Source organism: Pseudomonas allii, from assembly GCF_055380095.1.
The window spans coordinates 3,933,346-3,950,811 of the sequence record NZ_AP039450.1 but is presented as its reverse complement, the minus strand read 5'-3'; the positions used below and the strand labels follow the sequence as shown (position 1 = coordinate 3,950,811).

Sequence of the window (17,466 nt, the reverse complement as noted above, 5' to 3'; positions counted from 1 at the left end):
AGCAATGATTCCTGAAATGTTGACCAACTGCGCCATGTTTCTTGATGGCGTGAGCTTTTCCGGGGATGTGCCGTCTATGACGCTGCCCAAGCTGGCGATCAAATCCGAGGAATACCGGGGCGGCGGTATGAGTGGCCCCATTGACCTTCCCACTGGCCTCGAAAAGATGGAGGCGGCATGGGTCACCAATGGCGTACGTAAAGAGTCGCTGAAGTTCTTCGCCCTGGCGGATCAGACGGCGTGCAATGCCGTTTTTCGTGGTGCGTTCAAGGGCCAGAAAGGCGTCGTCAAGGCGGTAATTGTGACCTTGCGCGGCTCGCTCAAAGAATTGGATATGGGCGAATGGAAGCCAGGTGACAAGGCTGAAATCAAGCACGCCATGGCCGTCACCTATTACAAGCTCGAAATTGACGGCCGTGTGATGTTCGAAATCGACTTTGCCAACATGGTGCAGGTGATCAACGGTGTTGATCAGCTGGCCGCTGAGCGTTCGGCCCTGGGCCTTTAAGGATTGATGACATGACCAACGTATCTCTCGCTGCACCGCTCCCGTCCTGGCTCGCCCTGAGCGACGATGGCGTTACCGTAACGCTCAAGCACAAGGCCAATCTCAATGGGGTTGTGACCGACAAGTTGATGATGCGCGCGCCCAGCGTCAAGGATGTTATGGCCGCCAAGCTAGCCGGCAATGGTGACCATGAAAAGCATGAGTTGAGCTTGTTTTGCAGCCTGCTCACGGCCACCGAGGCGGAACTCATGGCCCTCAAATACAAGGATTACATGCGCCTTCAGGCGGGCTATTTTCGCCTGGTTGAAGAAGACGACGTGTAACGAGGGCACGCTTAAGGCGCTGGCCAAACGCTTGGCAAAAGAGACGGGTTTCTCGTCTGCCGAGATACTGGCCATGCCCTTTAACGTGATGGTGTGGTGGCTCACGGATTGAGCCGCTGTTGATCTTCCCGACGTATAGGGCGCGCACATGGCAAACAAACTTGCTCTCGGCCTGGTCATTGGCGGGGCCGTCAGCTCGACGGTAGGGGCGGCGTTCAAGGACGTCAGCAACAAAATCAAGAAGCTGGAGGAACAAGGTTCCCGGGCGCGGGTGCTGGAAAAGACCATCGGCGAAACCATGCGCTTGCGCAATGAGTGGCGCAAAGCGCACATGGCCGGCGACAAAGGCGCGGATGCGCTACGGCGAAAGCTGGAGAACAATCTGGACGGCCTGCGTAAGCAGGGCGTGGAAGTTCGTAACCTGACCAAGGCATACGCGGCCATGGGGCTGGCGGCAACTAAGGCCGAGTTTAAAGCCAAGGGCCATATGCAGCTCGATGCTGGTAAGCAGCAGATGAAAAGCAGCATTGGCCAGGCGGCGGCCGCCACGGCAGCGATGGCCATTCCGACTAAGGTTAGCGCGGACTTTGGCGCGATTGTCCGTGACATTGCGATCAAGGCGAACATTGCCAACAAGCCCGAAGAAGCGCAGATGGCCAAGACGATTATTGGCACGTCGCGCGATACCGGCATGGCCCGTAATCAGGTGGCCGAGGTGGTCAACGCCCTGGTAGGGGCTGGCATGGAGCTGGATAAGGCGCTGTCGTACGCGCCTGTGGCGGCCAAGTTTGCGGTGGGCCAGGGATCGGACGGCGGCGAAACGGCTCGTATGATCAACGCCTTGGGGCAGAACGCCAAAATCTCCGACCCAGCCGTGATGCAAAAGGCACTGGAGGCCATTGCCTATCAAGGCCAGGCGGGCAGTTTTGAAGCGGCCGACATGGCGCGTTGGTTCCCCGAGCTGCTGGCTGGTATGGGCAAGATCGGTATCACCGGCATGGATGCGGTGACGCAACTGGGCTCAATGCTTCAGGTGCAAATGAAGACCGCCGGCGGTGCCGACGAAGCGGCCAACAACCTCAAAAACTGGATGGAGAAAATCGGTTCTGGCGATACGGTCAAGGCCTACAAGGACGCCGGGATTGATTACCAAGGGTCTATGAATACCGGCCTGCAGAACGGTAAATCTACCCTGGAGTCCAGCTTTGAGCTGGCCCAAAAGTACATTGCGGCAACGGATCCGAAGAAGGCCGCCGCGATGGCCGCCGCTACGGCGAAGATCAGTAAGGAAACGGACCCCGAGAAAGCCAAGGCCATGATTGCGTCCCTGGAACAGGCTTTGCGCACGGGTGATCTGTTCGCGGACATGCAGGTTAAGGGCGCTTTGACGGCCTACATGCAGAACAAAGAGCTGTACGCGCAGCTCAAGAAAGACTCGGCCAGTGCCACCGGGATCCTTGATAAGAACCTTGAGGAGCGCCGGCAGGCGTCAGCGCAAAAATGGGCGGAAATGGCCCAGGGCATGGACGAAGCCATGCGCGCCATTGGTGATGCATTCCGGCCAGTCACTGACAAGGTGGCGGATGGGTTGGCCTATGTCACCCAGGGGCTGGCCAAGCTGTCGGACGAGTCGCCCCGGGTTGTGACCGGCATCGGCGCCGCTGTTGCTGCTGTGATCACGTTTCAGACCGCTATGAGCGGATTCAAAATTGCCAAGGGCCTGCTCAACCTTGGACGCGGCTCGCTGATGGGTAATCCGAACATTCCGCAAAAAGTCATTGTCACCAACATGCCCGTGGGCGGATCTGGTGGCATGGGAATGGGCGACCTCGATGACACTGGCGTAAAGGACGGCAAAGGCAAAGGGAAGGGCGGCGGCCGTGGTGGCCGAAGTCCAGGGCGCGGCATTGGGGCAGGCATGAAGGGACCGGCGGTATTGGCCCTCATTGATGCCGGTTTTAAGGTCAAAGACACTTACGACAACGCTGAAACCCAGGACGAAAAAGCCGAAGGCTATGGTGCGGCGGCTGGCGGTCTTGCTGGCACGCTCGCCGGTGCGGCGGCCGGTGCAGCCATTGGTTCGGCGGTGCCGGTAATCGGCACCATTGTGGGCGGCATGATCGGGGGCTATCTGGGTAGCTTAGGCGGTGACGCCCTGGGCGGTGCCATCGGCAAGTCGATGTTTGGCTTTGACGAAAGCAAGAAGGTCATGCCCGTGGCTGGGCCGCTGATGATGAAGGATGCCGGCAAGGACGTCCCGCCAGTGCTGGGGGATATTGCCAAGTCTTTTGCCCCATCCCGTACGGGGCCGCTGATGTTGGCCAATCCAGGCCAGGGCGCGTTGCCGGCAACGCCAAACGCCCTTAATCAGGGTGATGTTGCGCGCGCCATGATGATGCCCCAGGCCGCCGCAGACGCAACGGCTGGGCCGCTTGCGGCGGCCGTGGTCGCCAAGGTGCAGCCGGCGAAGATTGAGCCCAAGGTGGACATTAGCGCGCCGTTCACGCTGACGGTGCAAGGCGATGTGAAGGACCCGAATGAGCTTGCTGCCCGGTTACAGCCGCTGCTGGAGCAGCATCGGCGGGAAATCGCCCAGCAGCTCGAAAGCCGACAGCTCTACGACGCGCCGCATCTCTAAGGGGGGACTATGGAATCACTGGCACAGTTACAGTCTGGCCTGAAGTACCTGGCCTCGGCCGGCGAAGCGGGCCGGCGCAGTATTGATGGGATGATGGGGCCGGTAAACGGTGCGATCAGCGAAATCACCGGCGCGGCCAACGAGCTGGAGGATCTGCCGTTTATTGGCCCGGCCGTGGGGGCAAAGCTTCAGCGGGTCATGCGTGGGATTGCCACCGCCCAGGCCAAGGTTGGCCAGGTGGTGGCCACCTACAACCGTGCCACGCGTGCCCTGTCGCAGATTGACGAGCGCCTGGGCACGTTGAAAGAGCAGGCCGGCCGGGCGGCTACGGCGATCAACAAGATCGCCGGCAAGATTGACCCGTCGTTGGCCAACATCCTGCCCACCGGTGCGTTTGCTACGGATGGCACGCCGGCGAAAGAGGCGGTGAAGCCTTTTCCCCATCTGCTGATCATTCAGCCGCTGGACCCGAAGGCGCAACCGTATTACTTCAACCTCGATACGGCGGCCTTTGATTCGCTGCGCCGCTCGACCGAGTACCGCTGGGCCTCCCAGGAGCGCCTGACGCGTCGGTCTGCCCAGCAGGCCGTGGGCATGGGGGACGAGAAAATCACGCTCAAGGGCGATATTTTCCCGGGCTACCGTGGCGGGCTGGAACAGCTAAACACGCTGCGCTCGATGGGCTCCCAGCTCAAGCCTGTAACCCTGACCACGGGCTATGGCGTTGTGCTGGGCACCTGGTGCCTCAAGACGATTGACGAAGACCAAAGCGCGCTAATGCAGGGCGGTATCCCCCGCAAACAGGCGTTTACCTTGGAGTTTGTGCGCTATGGCGACGACATGCAGAACATCTGACGGGGATCTGCTCGATACCATTTGCCATAACTTCTATGGCCATCTGGTGGGCAGTGTCGAGGCGGTGCTGGCAGCCAATCAGGGCCTGGCCGATGAGGACCAGCCTTACCGTGCCGGCGTGGTGATTGTCTTGCCGGATCTGCCAGGCCCTGTGGATGAGCAAGTGGCCCTGTGGGATTGATCCAGTTCTATCGGCTGCGACCTTGCTCCGTTATGCGTAACGCCTCCTTTCCCTAAAGCCCGCCCAGTGCGGGCTTTTTATTGGCTAATGCCCTATGACTCCACGATTCAGAATCGTCGCGAACGGTTCCGACATTACGTCGCTGATTAACGATCGGCTTTTGCTGTTGCGCACTACGGACAAGCCCGGCATGGAGTCGGACGAGTTTGAGTTGCGCATTGATGACCGCGACGGCCTGGTAACGCTGCCCAAGCGCGGCGCCGGGATCGAGGTCTACCTGGGCTATGCCGAAACGTCCCTGGTGCGCCTGGGGCGCTATGTGGTCGATGAAATCGAGGTTTCCGGCCCGCCGGACACCATCGTTATCCGGGGCAAGGCCAGCGACATGCGCGGCACTGGCAAGTCGATCCGTAGCGGTAGCTGGGAAGACGTGCCGCTGTCGAAAATCGTTTCCGATATCGCGGCACGCAATGGCTGGACGCCGGCCTGCACCATTGCCACGAAGGTCGCCCGCGCTGACCAGCTCCACGAATCTGACTTCAGCTTTGTCACGCGCCTGGCCAAGCAATACGACTGCACCGCCAAGGTGGGCGACGGGAAGTTGATGGTGATGCAGCGCCAAGCGCGCCTGAGTGCCAGCGGTAAGGTGATTGGCGCGATCACCATCACGCGCAGCGACGTAAGCCGTTGGCAATTCCGCCTTGGCGACCGTAACGCGCACAAGACCGTGGCGGCCAAGCATCAGGACAAGAAGACGGGCATGTTATCGGTGGTCTCCCTGGAGAACGACGACGTGCCTGATGGCCTGCCGGCGGTGCACACCGACCGCCATATTCACCCGAACAAGACCGCCGCCGAATCCGCGGCTAAGGCGCGCTTGGCTGCGTTCAATCGCTCCACGGCTGGTGTGCGCCTGGAAATGCCCGGCCGTACTGATTTATTCGCGGAACGATCTATCAACGCCCAGGGCTTCAAGGTGGGGCTCGATGGCGAGTATTTGGTGGATTCAGTCGAGCAGACATACACCCAGGCCGGTTGGTCCACCACCGTCGAGTGCAACGGCGGCAAAAAGGGCAAGGCCAAAGCGAAAGGCAAGAAAACGAAGAAAGCCGCGAAGCCCGTCAAGGTCGTCAGCCTGGCGTAGCGGGGCGGTGCACCATCCATACCCGCCGCGTGCGGGCTATTCACGTTAGGAGCTTGTATGCCGATTACTCAGCAGCAGTTGCTGCAGATCCTCCCGAACGCCGGCCGCCAAGCCGGCGTTTTTGTTTCCGCCCTGAACACGGCCATGAACCGTTACGGCATTGTCGGCGCAAGGCGCGCAGCCGCATTCATCGCCCAGGTCGGACATGAGTCAGGCCAGTTGCGCTACGTGCGCGAGATTTGGGGGCCGACGGCGCAGCAGGCCGCCTACGAAGGCCGCGCCGACCTCGGCAATATTGTGGCGGGTGATGGCTCCAATTACCGTGGCCGGGGACTGATCCAGATAACGGGCCGTGCGAACTATGCGGCGTGCGGTGAGGCGCTGGGCTTGGACTTGATCAATCAACCAACACTGTTGGAACAGCCGCAGTACGCCGCGATGTCGGCGGCCTGGTTCTGGTCTACCCGAGGGCTGAACACCCTGGCGGATCAAGGAAAGCTCGTGAAGATAACCCGGCGTATCAATGGCGGGCTCACCGGCCAGGAAGACCGCCAAGCACTGTACGACAAGGCGCTGAAGGTGTTGCCATGACCCTGGGACAGAAGCTGGTATGCCTGATATCAGTACTGGCCATTGCTTGTTTTTCGACATGGAAGGTGCAGGACTGGCGATACGACGGGAGGCTGGCCAGGCAGGCAGCCCAATTCCAATCCGACCTGGGCCTGATCAGTGCGGTAGCTGCCAAGCAGGCGCGCGATGATACGGACAAGCGCCTGGCGCTCGAGCAACTGCTCGCCGGCCAAGACCAACTACACAGCAGAGAACTATCCGATGTCCAACGCAACCAGGCTCGCCTGCGTGACCAGCTTGCTACTGCTGATGTGCGGCTGTCAGTCCTTCTCGACGCCACGGATTCAGCCAGTGGCTGCGACGTGCCTACCGCCTCCGGCGCCGGCGGCTTGGTTCATGCAGCCCGTCGAGCCCAACTTGACCCAGCGCATGCTCAACGAATTATCGGCATTACCGACGACGGCGACCAAGGATTGATCGCGTTGCGGGCATGCCAAGCGTACGTCAGGGAAATTGCCCGCTGACCTAAAATCGTGGCCGCTAAAAATTAGAATGACCTCAATGAAAACCTCACTTGCAAAGGATTGCAAAAATGACAACCCCAATTGTTCCATGGATGGGTGGCAAGCGCCGCTTGGCCGATCGCTTGATCCCTCTCTTCCCCCCACATGAGTGCTATGTCGAGGTCTTCGCCGGCGGCGCCGCCCTTTACTTTATGCGGCCCCAGGCGGCCCCCGTTGAAGTTCTCAACGACATCAATGGCGACCTGGTTACGCTGTATCGGGTAGTGCAGAACCATCTGGAGGAGTTCGTGCGCCAGTTCAAATGGGCGCTCAGTTCTAGGCAAGTATTTGAGTGGCATAAGATGACCAGGCCGGAAACGCTCACCGACATCCAGCGAGCTGCTAGGTTTTTCTACCTGCAACACCATGCCTTCGCCGGCAAGGTGAGTGGACAGACCTTCGGCACAGCAACAACTGGCCCAGCCATTAACCTATTGCGGATCGAGGAGAATCTTTCTGCAGCTTGGCAACGGCTGTCCGGCACCTATGTCGAGAACTTGGGCTGGCTTGAATGCGCTGAACGATACGATCGACCGCACACCTTCCATTACATGGACCCGCCTTACTGGCAGACCGCCGGATATGGCGTGGACTTCCCCTTTGAAAACTATGAGCGGATGGCCGGCTTCATGCGCCGTTGTAAAGGCAAGGTTATGGTGAGCATCAACGACCATCCAGATATCCGGCGGGTTTTTGAAGGGTTCCACTTCGAAACGCTCGACATTCGGTACAGCACCACCAATCAGCGTCAGGGAAAGGCTGAGGTCAGCGGTGAGCTCGTGATTATGAATTGGAAACCCTTCGACTTAGGCGGGCTGTTCTAAGGGGCCGGCTGTATCAGCTTGGGCCCCTGGTTTCGCACATTGCCCACGGCGGTATCGACCTTGAACCATTCGAAGGTCTCGGCCGGTTCGCCCTGATGCAGCACCATCTGCTCGGCGCGCTCTTTTGGCGTTGCCGGGTCCAACCATTCCCGAGCCAAATCCGGCGTCAGCACCACGGGCCGACGGTCGTGGATGTCCACCATGCCGCCGGCGCTGTCGGCGGTGATGATCACAAAGCCGTCATGTTCGCCAGGTCCTTCGTCTGCGTCTGGCAGTTGGCTAATGGCCGCGCACAGCACGGGCGCGCCGTCCCGCCGACGGATCAGGTAGGGCTGTTTTTTCGCCCCGCCTTCATCCACCCACTCGAACCAGTTGTCGACGGGTGTGACTGCTCGATGCGGCCAGATCTTGCGGAAAAATGGGCCGTGGGCCACCTTCTCGACGCGGGCATTGATTGGTGCCGCGCGGTCCTTTGCCCAGTGGGGGCGCCATCCCCAAGGCACCAGATCTGCGTGCAGCGTTTCGCCCTGAAGGTGGAGTATGGCGACCTGGGTTGTCGGTGCTACGTTGTACCGCTCAAGCTGGGCGTCACCCACCGAGTTCGCCAGGGCATTGGGCATGCTCAGCGCCGCAACAAAGTCGTGGATTCCTCTGTACTGCGACAGTCTTCCGCACATGGCCAAGCCCTCTTTCCGTTTCACTTTAGACAATCGTGGTCGGCTGAGGTCTCATTTCATTGACGATTCGCTTCAGGGCTTCGGTATCACGCCGGCTTGAATTGAGTGCGGTAGTCAGAATGTCGATCTGTTTGCGCATTTCCGCTGCTTCGCCACCTCGCTGACGGAGGTATCCGGCAAACTCTGCGTTCTTGGCCTGGGTCTCCAGCAGCATTTGGCTGATGCCGAAAACGTCAGCCCGCGCTTTGCGTAGCTGCAGGTTCAGCTCTTGGATCTCGTTTTCCAAAAGTCTGCAGTGCTGGCGATACATTTCCAGAGGCGGGGGAAGGCCGAGCCACCCGCAGGTGTCTTCATCGATGGGCATGGTTGGATTTCCGATTACTGTATGCGCATACAGTAATCGAGGTTTGATGGTGCCGCGATTTGAGGCGACGAGCTGCAGGTTTACCCGATGATCAGTCGGGCGCCATAAGGACGGCTAGGGTCAGTTTGATGAACTCTTCATTCTCATCAATTGTGTACAGCGCACCTCGGATGTTCTCGGCTACATCTGCGGAGCCGCGCTGCTCCACCCAGTTCGACAGCTCCATGATGGAGGCTTCAAGTGCCAACTGGTTTTCGTAGAGTTTGGATAGCAGTGAGGGGAGTAGGTCTGAGCTGGACATCGGCGTTCCTCTGATTGAGTGAAAAGCTTAGCAGCCGTTGTTCTTCGGGGAGTTTGTGTTCGGTCGGCAGGATGCCGGGGAGGGGGGGAATCATTTCCGCAACGTCATATGCACCCCTTGATCTGCGGGGCTTGTAAGGCACAAAAAAATACTCAAGTGCGGAAACGATGAGTTTATAAGCTATTGATTTATATGGTTAAATCGGCAGTCTTGAAAACCGGCGGACGTTAATAGCGTCTCCAGGGTTCGAATCCCTGGTTTCCCGCCAAGATTCAAACAAAAGCCCCGCACTAGCGGGGCTTTTGTGTTTCTGGTTTCTGGGTAGGTAACGCCGGTTTTTGATAGGCGTTCCGAAACTTTGCCTATTTTGATGGTTTGGCAGTGGCGCCAATCCTTCTGTAAACCCGTTTGGTGATCTCCTGCTCGCTGTGTCCCTGGAGTAGGCTGGCGTCGCCGATATCGATGATTTCCGATACCACCTTGGGTCTTGCCGCTATAGCGGCTGACGTTTAAGGGGAGGGATAAAAGGAAAGCGCATGAGTGAGACGCTAATTCCAGCGAACGTCGAGTTCTGAAATTTGTTGCTGCAGCTGCTCTATGCGCTCAAACCAAGAATCGAAACCATTTGATTCGTCCTGCACCATGAACAGGTAATAACCACCCGTTTCACCTGCGCGGTCATCCTGAATTTCTATTGTCCAACCAGCGTATTCGCCAATTAAAACCGTTCCAGTGCGGATGATCTGCATGTGTTGGCCTGAATCCAGTGAAGGCTTGCAAGGGCAATAGTACTTTTTTACATCAGCTTGGGAGATGTTGGTACCGCAGCATACTTCCTTGCCACCAGTTCATGGGCACTCGCAACCATGATGCAGAGTGGTGACCACGCCCGCGGTCCTGAATACCCGCTACCAAGCTGATGTGTCATTCTTCGGGAAATTTAGCCGTACCTGATAGGTCATTTCCATGCTGCGATTCGAAGCTTTCAGTAATGGGCAGCCTATCGGTTGGTCCGATTTAGAGCTCGGCGATCCGCCCATGGGGGTGGCGTTCGGCGTATTTGTTCCTGCTCCTGGATATTCCATTATCCAGGAGCAAGTCAGAGCCTTTGCTCAGCGTGATCAGAGACATTTTAATTTTACAGTGCGTATTGTGGGCGGAGAGGCGATTCGTGCTGCCGGTGTGTGCATTGCGGACTACTCGTCTGATTGCGGGGAAGACGCAATAGAGTTGAGCGTTCTAGGTATCGAGTATCCACCATACGGTGGTGTCTTTCCTGAGCACGTCGCGGCCTATAACCAGCAGTGGGGAGCGTAAGCCGGTTCGGGCTACTGAAAACTGTGTAGATTTAGGTGTGCCGCAGGTGAGTGCGGCACGGGTGATTGTCACATGCCACCAAACAGTATCTTAGCGCTGACCAGTTTCTGGCCGTTGACCGTGAGAGTGCAAAAGCTCTCAGGTATTGTCCTGCCAGGCTCAGTCTTCATAGGTTCGCATTTCAGAACTCCCTTCTTGTCGCCAAATGGTAGTTCAAACCCCGCAAGCGTCTTGCTGAATTCCAAAGTGTATTGCTGCCCATAGCCCATTCTTGCGATTACGGTTGGCTCGCCGTCGCTCAGGAATCCGGACGTAGGAAACGCGCACAATGTGCCTTCCACTCGCTTCCCGTCGATGATGTTTGCGTCTGTGTAGCAGGCGATTTGGCTGCGTTTGGTTGCTATCCCACCGGGGCCCAGGTTGGTCCACGTTGCTTGAGGGCCCACGGTGCATCCGCTGAGCGACGCAGCGCCCAAAAGGCATACGAAGAGTGAGACGGCTTTGACGAATGACATGAGTATTAGCGTCCTTACCTTTTGAAGTCGCCATGAATGCCGGCAATGAGCCACTATTTCAAGCTCAAGATAACTTATGGGCAGGCCATACCCTCCATCGTCAGAGCTTGAGCTGTCCGACCTATCCAACTTCGGCATTCGCCTAGCCCCAGCTCCCGAAGTATGGGAATGACTCCAAGCCGAGATCCTCACCGACACCGGCAGTATTCACAACGAAGACCATGCCCAATTACCGGGTGCAGGCATCCGAGTGATGTGGGCGTCGTCGAACTTAGAGAAGCAAAGCCGCACAGTCATTATCCCATTGGGTTTGTGCACTTCCCGCCAAGCTTTTCCTCGTCATCTCTTTGATTTTTTACTACTATTGCTCACCTGCGCACTCAAGGAAGAGCGGCTGAGCGCCTTGAGTCTGGTAGAAAATGTACGCTCGATCATTGATTGAGTGATGACTTTTACCCAGAACCTAACGACTCAGCCAACCCCAAATACCTCTTGGTGAAACCGATGAATAAAATGTGTGGCATCGTTGTAGTGGTAGGTCTTGCTCTCTCGGGATGCGCTACGAAAACTCCAGAAAAACCTAAAGAGACTCCCCCTCCAGCCGTCGTCCATGAGGCACCCGCTGAAGCCGCACCTTCGACACCACCAGAAAATTTCACTGTACGGTATGAGGCTGCACCTGCGAACCCACGTCCTGTAGCCCCAATCCATGTCTCCCAGGAGGCAGCTCAGGAAGAGTCTGAAACAAACTTGAACCAGAATCGCGCTGAGCAATGCCGTAAAGAGCTGGATGTTCTAAGGGTGTACAACAAAGCGTCGTACGATAAATACGAGGCGCAATACCAGGCCATTGCTGCCAAGACCGCTAAGTACATGGAAGTCAAAGACTCGTTGGGTCCTGATTTGAACTACATGGTCATGCCGGCTTATCAATTTCAAATTCGTGAGTTCTGCTTCCGGGTCAAGACTCGTTTGACGGAGCTTGTGCTTCGCCAAGCCAAATAATGATTCCACGTTAGGATGAATCTTTTGCCAGTTGAAACTTCTGAAAAGATGTTCGTTTCTGGTTGATTTGCCCATGACTACAAAAGCCAATGCCCCGACACGTCGGGGCATTGGCTTTTAATCGGCGCGCGCGGTGTTGATCGGTCTCAATCCGTCGCAAACCGCTGCCTTTTCACCCGGTACATATCCCCATCCGCGTGACTCAACAGCGTGTCGGCATCCAGCCCGTTCCGTGGATAGAAGGCCACGCCGATACTGCAGGACGGCATTTTCACCCCGCCAAACTCCGGCCCCAGCGGCTCGGCCATTACCGCGAGCAAGTGCGCGACCTTGCCGGTCACCGCATCCTGTGAGGGGATGTCGGTCATCAGTACGGTGAATTCATCCCCGCCCATCCGGGCCACTAGGTCGCTTTCGCGTACGCAGCGCTCCAGTCGTCGTGCAATCACGCACAGCAGGCGGTCGCCCATGGCGTGGCCATGCACATCGTTGATGCCCTTGAAATCATTAATGTCCAGGAACAGCAGCGCCAGGGGCTGGTTGTGAAGCCGTGCGGTATGCAAGGCGTCATCCAGCCGGGCATTGAACAGCGAACGGTTGGTGAGGGCTGTCAGCGGGTCATGGTGGGCGAGGAAGCGCAGCTCCTCTTCGGCCTGGGTGAGTGCGGTCACGTCCCTTGCGACACCGATGCGCGCGCCCACTTCTTCGGACCAGAACGCCGCCCACAGGATGTGCACGACGCTGCCATCTTTGCGGATATAACGATTGCGGAAGTCGACATGGGGTTGGCCGTTCATGACCCGGACAATGGAGGCTCGGGTGCGTGCCAGGTCGTCAGGATGCATGTAGTGGGTGATGGGTGTGCCCACCAGTTCATCGGCGCTGTAGCCGAGCAGTGCCTCACAGGCATCGCTCACGAACACAATCTGGTTGTCGCCGTCGACGACGAAGACCGTATCCAGCATCAGGTGGATCAGTTTGGGATAGAGGGCTTCCAGGTCAACGGGCATGGGCAGTCAGCCTTCTGGTTCATAGGGGGCCGATCATAGCCTGAACAAGACGAGTGGCGGCTAGGCGTCTTGTGAATTTTGGATGCCCTGCACAAGTTGTTTAAAGCGCCTGCCCAAACGTATGATCAAGCCGGGCGCCTCTACGGTCGCTGGGACTCACCCCCTTTTCAAGGACACGAGCATGCAAAAGCACTTCGGTAATTCAGGCCTGTTCAAGGCTGCTTCGTATCGCTGCAACGAAAACCTCGGCAACGGCATCGCCCGCTGGGAGTTGAAAAACAGTGCGTTGAATACGAAGGAGTTTTTGATATGTCCAAAGAACTACTCGGAGTTTCTGCTCTAGGGTTGATGGTCGTTGGTGAATTCTGTGCAATCTACAGCGAGGTAATCACCGCCAGGCTGGCTCAGGCCGGCGACGGTTCATGGCAGGCGTTCATCATGCCGGTGGTGGTCATGTGTTTTGCCGGGCTGTGTCTGCTGGGGGCTTACTGGCTGGGGTATCGGGCGGTCGGTGATATCTGGGTGGTGACGGTCGTATCCATCACCTCATTATTGCTGCTGGAGCCTGTGGTGATCTGGGCGCTGTTCCACGAAATGCCCGGGCGGGGTGCCCTGATCGGGTTTTGCCTGGGGGCTCTAGGCATGCTGGCCACGGTCTTGTTGTAGTTGTACGTTCTGGCCCGGCCAATGGGGGCGGGCCAGTTGCTGAGGAGGTTGCAGGCAATACCTTCCAGCGCCGCAACCACGGCTGAATTTGACACCGGTGACACGTTGTTCAGCAAAAAAGCTGAGCCACCGAAAGCAGGCAAATCATCTGAACAACCATTTGCGCCCGAATTGGATGTTTCATTGCCGTCACCTCCTATACAGCTGCTTATGAGCAAATGCGCAAAAAACACACGCAGCTGTTGCTCTCAGTATAGGCCCTGAAACGAATCCTTCACGATTGCGCCGATTCACCTGCCCGGTGGTCTCTGCTTACAACTATCTGCCGGGGGCCACTGCACTTTTTTGGATTTCTCCGCTCTATCCTTGTCCCAGCCCTGCCGACTTCCCGCATGGGCAGATGAATCAGATCGGGTGCCGATGGATCGCACGTTTCTTCGTTTCAACCTTCCACGCTGTTGCCCGCCCTTGCTGCTGGCCGCGGTGTTGATGCTCTGCGCTGGCGGTTGCAGCCAGCAACAGGGGCGGGATATCGCCAAGCAGTTCAGCAACGGCAAGCCCGATGAATTCTTCCAGACCAGTGTCGACCGCATGGCCACGCTGGGCATGCGCGACAACCTGCAAAGCCTGTATCTGCTGATGAGCAAGCTCTACCTGCGCAACCCCAGCCAATGGCGTCAGTCGGGCTATCCGGATGCAGTCACCGCTGCGCGCGAGATCCGCCAGGCTATCGAGCAGCGGCGATCGCTGCCGGCCCTGGGTGATCGGCGTGACCTGGCGGCGCTGAGTTATTCCCTGAGTCCGGAGTTCAAAGGCGATCGCGTCGGCGCGTTTATCTATGCCATCGGCAGCATGCTCGTGACCGCCCACGGGGGGCGCACCGAGTTCTACATCACCGATTCGATCAACCCGCAGTTCGTCAGCAACGCCGCGCGCAACATCGAGAAGGCCACTTGGCTGCTGAGCCAGCGCCAGGACGCCAATGGCGTGCTGCTGTTGTTCTCCAACGAGATATCGGAGGAGGGCAGCAACCTTAGCTTTGCGGTGGAGTTCGGCAAGATCGTGGCGCGCCTCGACTTGCTCACCCAGATGCTTGACGAACGCTACCGGCGAATCGGTCTCAACTATGCGCAGAGCTTGTTGCTGATGAATTTTCTGCCGGTGCAATAAAGCTCGGCTTCCTCTGATAACGGGTACGGTGTTTCGTTTTCCCTTGTAGGAAGCGGCCTATCTTGCACCTCGATGGTTGAAACGCCCTGTACTCATCAATAGCCTCGGATTTTTCCGAAAACCCGAGGCCTCTACCATGGGAAAGCAAAAAACGGTTTGGCCCACTGATCGCGAAATACGTTTGCGTTTTATCCTTTTCGCCGTGATCGATGCGGCGAGTGTCCAAGGCGTTTCTGCCGAGTTGTTACTGCCAGCGCACAAGTTATTGCGAGACTCGCCGACCGAGGCCCAATTACTGGAAGTGCTGGGCGAAATTCTCAGTACTGATGAAATGTATGGATTCCGCTTTGCTCCGGGATCAGAAGCAGACGAACTGATGCAAACCTGGCTGATACCCTCCCATTAAGAACGAACACTGCAACTGTGGCGAGCGGGCTTGTCCCGCGTTGGGTTGCGAAGCGACCCTGGAAGGACGAATTCGGTGAGTCAGGTACTCTTCGGCTGCTGGTTTTGGGGCTGCTTTGCAGCCCAACGCGGGGCAAGCCCGCTCGCCACGTCCTGCTGCTCTGCCACCCTCTTGCTGCGAATAGTCTCGGTCCGACGTTGGTGTGGGAAGGGTCTGGTCCGTTAATAAGGAGTGACCTGGCGGGCGCCCCTGTCTTCCCACCACGTGCCCCCCCCGAATTCCAAGGACCTGCCCGATGCTGCTGCGCCAACCTCCGCTCCTGTTTGCCGCCCTGACCTTAAGCTCACTGGTGCACGCCGAAGACCTGCAATTGGCCCCGGTCGAAGTCACCAGCAGCCAAGCCAGCGACGGTGAAATGGCGAAGGCGCAGCTCAAGAGCGTGCCCGGCGCCACCAACTATATCGACATGAACAGCGTGCAGCAGGGAAGGGTGAGCACCAACGAAGACGTGTTCAAGTACCAGGCCGGGGTATATGCCAAGGCGGCCAACAATGAAGGGGTGAAACTCTCTATTCGCGGCTCGGGCCTGAACCGTAGTCCCGGTTCCCATGCTTCCGGCTTGTATGAAATGTTCGATGGCCTGCCACTCACCGGCCCCGGCGGCACGCCCTATGAGCTGAAAGACCCCCTGTGGCAAAGTCGGGTCGAAGTGCTGCGCGGCGCCAACGGTTTTGATCAGGGCGCGCTGGCCTTGGGCGGCGCGGTCAACTACGTGACCCGCACGGGCTATGACGCGCCCAAGCTGCAACTGCGTTACGAAGCGGGCAGTAAAGGTTATGCCCAACGCGAGATCAGTTCGGGCCAGGTACTGGAGGATGCCGATTACTACATCAGCCTTACGGACTCCGAGTCCGACGGCTACCAGCGCCAGAGCGCCGCCACCGGCAAGGGCGTGGCCGCCAACTTCGGCTACCGCTTCAACCCGGCCCTTGAAACCCGCTTCTACTTCCGTTACCGCGAAACCACCAACGATACCCCAGGCAAGCTCACACGCAGCCAGATCAGCCACGACCCGCGCGCGGCCAACAGCCTCAACGCCGCCCGCGATTCCAAGCGCCTGCAACCGGGCTCCACCTGGATCGCCAACAAGACCACCTTGCAATTGGACGACAACGCCCGGATCGAAGTCGGGCTGGCCTACCACGACTACCCGATGGACCTGCGCGAAGGCACCAACCGCCTGAAAGTCGCCTACACCGATATCAGCAGCACCCTCAACTACATCCGCCAGGACACCCTGTTCGGCCATGACAGCAAAACCACTGTCGGCCTGCGTACCACCCAGGCGATGCCGAACAACGGCGCGTCGGAATACGTGCGCACGCCCGCCGGCAATACTGCCGGCTACGCTCCGGGCACCAAGACCCGCGACTACAGCTACCTGGGTTCCGACACCGTGCTGCATATCGGCAACGACCTGGAGCTGGTGCCTGACCTGTGGCTGACCACCGGCCTGGCCGCGATCTACACCCGGCGCGAAACCCAGGTCACCTACCCCGAAGGCCAGGCGCCGCTCAGCCAGCACGACTGGGACTACGCACCACGCATCGGCCTGCGCTACGACTTCACTCCGCAACTGCAGGTGTACGGCAACCTGAGCCGCTCGGTCGAGCCGCCACATGCGTGGTCGATGATCTGGGGTTCCAACAAATACTTTACCGGTGGTCCAGCCAAAGGCCTGGCACGGGAGGGCGTGAGCCTGAAAAACCAGACCGCCACCACCCTGGAGATCGGCGGGCGCGGTGAGGCCTGGCTCGGCCAGTGGGACCTGGCCCTGTACCGCTCCGAAGTGCGCCACGAACTGCTCACCGTGGAAACCCAGGCGCAAACCTCTACCAGCAATGCCATCGTCGCCGAGTCCAATGCCAGCCCCACCGTACACCAGGGCGTCGAACTGAGCCTGCTCAGCCCGTTGTGGGACGGCGGCCGCAACGGCCAGCTTGCCCTGCGCCAGGCCTACACCTTCAGTGACTTCCACTACCGTGACGATGACCGCTTCGGCGACAACACCTTGCCGGGCATCCCCAAGCACTACTACCAGGCACAAGTGCGCTACAGCCATCCGACGGGTTTCTACACCAGCCTCAACACCGAGTATTCCTCGCGGGTGGCGGTGGACTACGCCAATTCCTACTATGCCGCGTCCTACACCCTGCTCGGCGCCACGTTCGGCTATGACGCGCCCAAGCAGGACTGGCAAGCCTGGGTCGACCTGCGCAACCTGACCAATCACCGTTACGCCAATACCGTGACGCCGGGTTATGACGACAAGGGGTTGGATGTAGCACGTTCTACGCCGGCGGAGGGTCGTGGCATCTATACGGGCGTGTCCTGGAGTTGGCGTTAAAGACAGGCCCTTGCCCCAGGCA

General features: G+C 58.5%; 22 protein-coding genes and 1 pseudogene. 17 read left to right on the top strand and 6 right to left on the bottom strand.

All coding sequences use genetic code 11. The features are described from left to right. Positions 1 to 4: 4 nt before the first annotated feature. From ACZ445_RS17745 to ACZ445_RS17705, 9 genes are all read left to right on the top strand, one after another. Entirely contained in the window at positions 5 to 508 is a 504-nt protein-coding gene (locus tag ACZ445_RS17745; protein WP_464707344.1) for a phage major tail tube protein, read from the top strand. Positions 509 to 519: 11 nt separating this feature from the next. After that, positions 520 to 831 carry a phage tail assembly protein gene (locus tag ACZ445_RS17740; RefSeq protein WP_342307888.1) on the top strand — a complete coding sequence of 104 codons (312 nt, stop codon included), beginning with the start codon at positions 520 to 522 and terminating at the stop codon, positions 829 to 831. A gap of 148 nt (positions 832 to 979) precedes the next feature. Further along, positions 980 to 3,469 carry a phage tail tape measure protein gene (locus tag ACZ445_RS17735; RefSeq protein WP_464707343.1) on the top strand — a complete coding sequence of 830 codons (2,490 nt, stop codon included), beginning with the start codon at positions 980 to 982 and terminating at the stop codon, positions 3,467 to 3,469. Positions 3,470 to 3,478: 9 nt separating this feature from the next. After that, on the top strand, positions 3,479 to 4,324 hold the full coding sequence (locus ACZ445_RS17730) for a phage tail protein (protein WP_464707342.1): 846 nt from the start codon (positions 3,479 to 3,481) through the stop codon (positions 4,322 to 4,324). Continuing rightward, on the top strand, positions 4,299 to 4,505 hold the full coding sequence (locus ACZ445_RS17725; protein WP_017848158.1) for a tail protein X: 207 nt from the start codon (positions 4,299 to 4,301) through the stop codon (positions 4,503 to 4,505). The genes ACZ445_RS17730 and ACZ445_RS17725 overlap by 26 nt, the downstream gene beginning before the upstream one ends. Positions 4,506 to 4,599: 94 nt before the next feature. Next, entirely contained in the window at positions 4,600 to 5,649 is a 1,050-nt protein-coding gene (locus ACZ445_RS17720; protein WP_464707341.1) for a phage late control D family protein, read from the top strand. Between the two features lie 57 nt (positions 5,650 to 5,706). Next, a complete protein-coding gene (locus tag ACZ445_RS17715) occupies positions 5,707 to 6,240 on the top strand; it encodes a glycoside hydrolase family 19 protein (protein ID WP_464707340.1) in 534 nt (177 codons plus the stop codon). Further along, positions 6,237 to 6,743: a lysis system spanin subunit gene (locus tag ACZ445_RS17710; protein WP_464693764.1), complete on the top strand. Its 507-nt coding sequence runs from the start codon at positions 6,237 to 6,239 to the stop codon at positions 6,741 to 6,743. Before ACZ445_RS17715 ends, ACZ445_RS17710 begins: the two co-directional genes overlap by 4 nt. 68 nt (positions 6,744 to 6,811) lie before the next feature. After that, on the top strand, positions 6,812 to 7,606 hold the full coding sequence (locus ACZ445_RS17705) for a DNA adenine methylase (protein ID WP_464707339.1): 795 nt from the start codon (positions 6,812 to 6,814) through the stop codon (positions 7,604 to 7,606). On the opposite strand, the gene ACZ445_RS17700 is transcribed toward ACZ445_RS17705, so the two are convergent. The 4 genes from ACZ445_RS17700 to ACZ445_RS17685 all read right to left on the bottom strand — a co-directional run bounded on the left by ACZ445_RS17700 (position 7,603) and on the right by ACZ445_RS17685 (position 9,697). After that, complete coding sequence (locus ACZ445_RS17700; RefSeq protein ID WP_464707338.1) at positions 7,603 to 8,283, bottom strand: SOS response-associated peptidase; 681 nt, start codon at positions 8,281 to 8,283, stop codon at positions 7,603 to 7,605. The two genes, ACZ445_RS17705 and ACZ445_RS17700, sit on opposite strands and share 4 nt — an antisense overlap. A 25-nt stretch (positions 8,284 to 8,308) precedes the next feature. Further along, the gene (locus ACZ445_RS17695; RefSeq protein WP_342307879.1) at positions 8,309 to 8,647 is read right to left on the bottom strand and encodes a hypothetical protein; all 339 of its coding nucleotides are present in this window, start codon (positions 8,645 to 8,647) and stop codon (positions 8,309 to 8,311) included. Between the two features lie 91 nt (positions 8,648 to 8,738). Next, positions 8,739 to 8,948 carry a hypothetical protein gene (locus ACZ445_RS17690; protein ID WP_342307878.1) on the bottom strand — a complete coding sequence of 70 codons (210 nt, stop codon included), beginning with the start codon at positions 8,946 to 8,948 and terminating at the stop codon, positions 8,739 to 8,741. A gap of 548 nt (positions 8,949 to 9,496) precedes the next feature. Beyond that, a complete protein-coding gene (locus tag ACZ445_RS17685; protein ID WP_058424033.1) occupies positions 9,497 to 9,697 on the bottom strand; it encodes a hypothetical protein in 201 nt (66 codons plus the stop codon). Between the two features lie 217 nt (positions 9,698 to 9,914). On the opposite strand from ACZ445_RS17685, the gene ACZ445_RS17680 reads away from it, so the two are divergent. Then, on the top strand, positions 9,915 to 10,265 hold the full coding sequence (locus ACZ445_RS17680) for a hypothetical protein (protein ID WP_179030222.1): 351 nt from the start codon (positions 9,915 to 9,917) through the stop codon (positions 10,263 to 10,265). Between the two features lie 68 nt (positions 10,266 to 10,333). Here ACZ445_RS17680 and ACZ445_RS17675 read toward each other — a convergent pair whose 3' ends face one another. Then, complete coding sequence (locus tag ACZ445_RS17675; protein ID WP_058424032.1) at positions 10,334 to 10,780, bottom strand: hypothetical protein; 447 nt, start codon at positions 10,778 to 10,780, stop codon at positions 10,334 to 10,336. Positions 10,781 to 10,856: 76 nt separating this feature from the next. On the opposite strand from ACZ445_RS17675, the pseudogene ACZ445_RS17670 reads away from it, so the two are divergent. Together ACZ445_RS17670 and ACZ445_RS17665 are read left to right on the top strand one after the other, a co-directional pair. Next, a pseudogene (locus ACZ445_RS17670) lies at positions 10,857 to 11,078 on the top strand (putative metallopeptidase); the annotation flags it as partial. Between the two features lie 140 nt (positions 11,079 to 11,218). Further along, entirely contained in the window at positions 11,219 to 11,785 is a 567-nt protein-coding gene (locus ACZ445_RS17665) for a hypothetical protein (RefSeq protein WP_235594938.1), read from the top strand. A 146-nt stretch (positions 11,786 to 11,931) separates the two neighbouring features. Here ACZ445_RS17665 and ACZ445_RS17660 read toward each other — a convergent pair whose 3' ends face one another. Beyond that, complete coding sequence (locus tag ACZ445_RS17660; RefSeq protein ID WP_058424031.1) at positions 11,932 to 12,795, bottom strand: GGDEF domain-containing protein; 864 nt, start codon at positions 12,793 to 12,795, stop codon at positions 11,932 to 11,934. 181 nt (positions 12,796 to 12,976) lie between these two features. Here ACZ445_RS17660 and ACZ445_RS17655 point away from each other — a divergent pair, with 181 nt between their 5' ends. The 5 genes from ACZ445_RS17655 to ACZ445_RS17635 all read left to right on the top strand — a co-directional run bounded on the left by ACZ445_RS17655 (position 12,977) and on the right by ACZ445_RS17635 (position 17,444). Continuing rightward, positions 12,977 to 13,138, top strand: a complete 162-nt coding sequence (locus ACZ445_RS17655) for a hypothetical protein (RefSeq protein WP_179030221.1) — start codon at positions 12,977 to 12,979, stop codon at positions 13,136 to 13,138. A 5-nt stretch (positions 13,139 to 13,143) separates the two neighbouring features. After that, positions 13,144 to 13,461, top strand: coding sequence for a hypothetical protein (locus tag ACZ445_RS17650; RefSeq protein WP_058424030.1), 318 nt, complete (start codon positions 13,144 to 13,146; stop codon positions 13,459 to 13,461). A gap of 420 nt (positions 13,462 to 13,881) precedes the next feature. Then, on the top strand, positions 13,882 to 14,631 hold the full coding sequence (locus ACZ445_RS17645) for a hypothetical protein (protein WP_058424029.1): 750 nt from the start codon (positions 13,882 to 13,884) through the stop codon (positions 14,629 to 14,631). Positions 14,632 to 14,767: 136 nt separating this feature from the next. After that, positions 14,768 to 15,037, top strand: a complete 270-nt coding sequence (locus tag ACZ445_RS17640; RefSeq protein ID WP_058424028.1) for a hypothetical protein — start codon at positions 14,768 to 14,770, stop codon at positions 15,035 to 15,037. 295 nt (positions 15,038 to 15,332) lie between these two features. Beyond that, complete coding sequence (locus tag ACZ445_RS17635; protein WP_058424027.1) at positions 15,333 to 17,444, top strand: TonB-dependent receptor family protein; 2,112 nt, start codon at positions 15,333 to 15,335, stop codon at positions 17,442 to 17,444. The last annotated feature ends 22 nt before the right edge of the window (positions 17,445 to 17,466 follow it).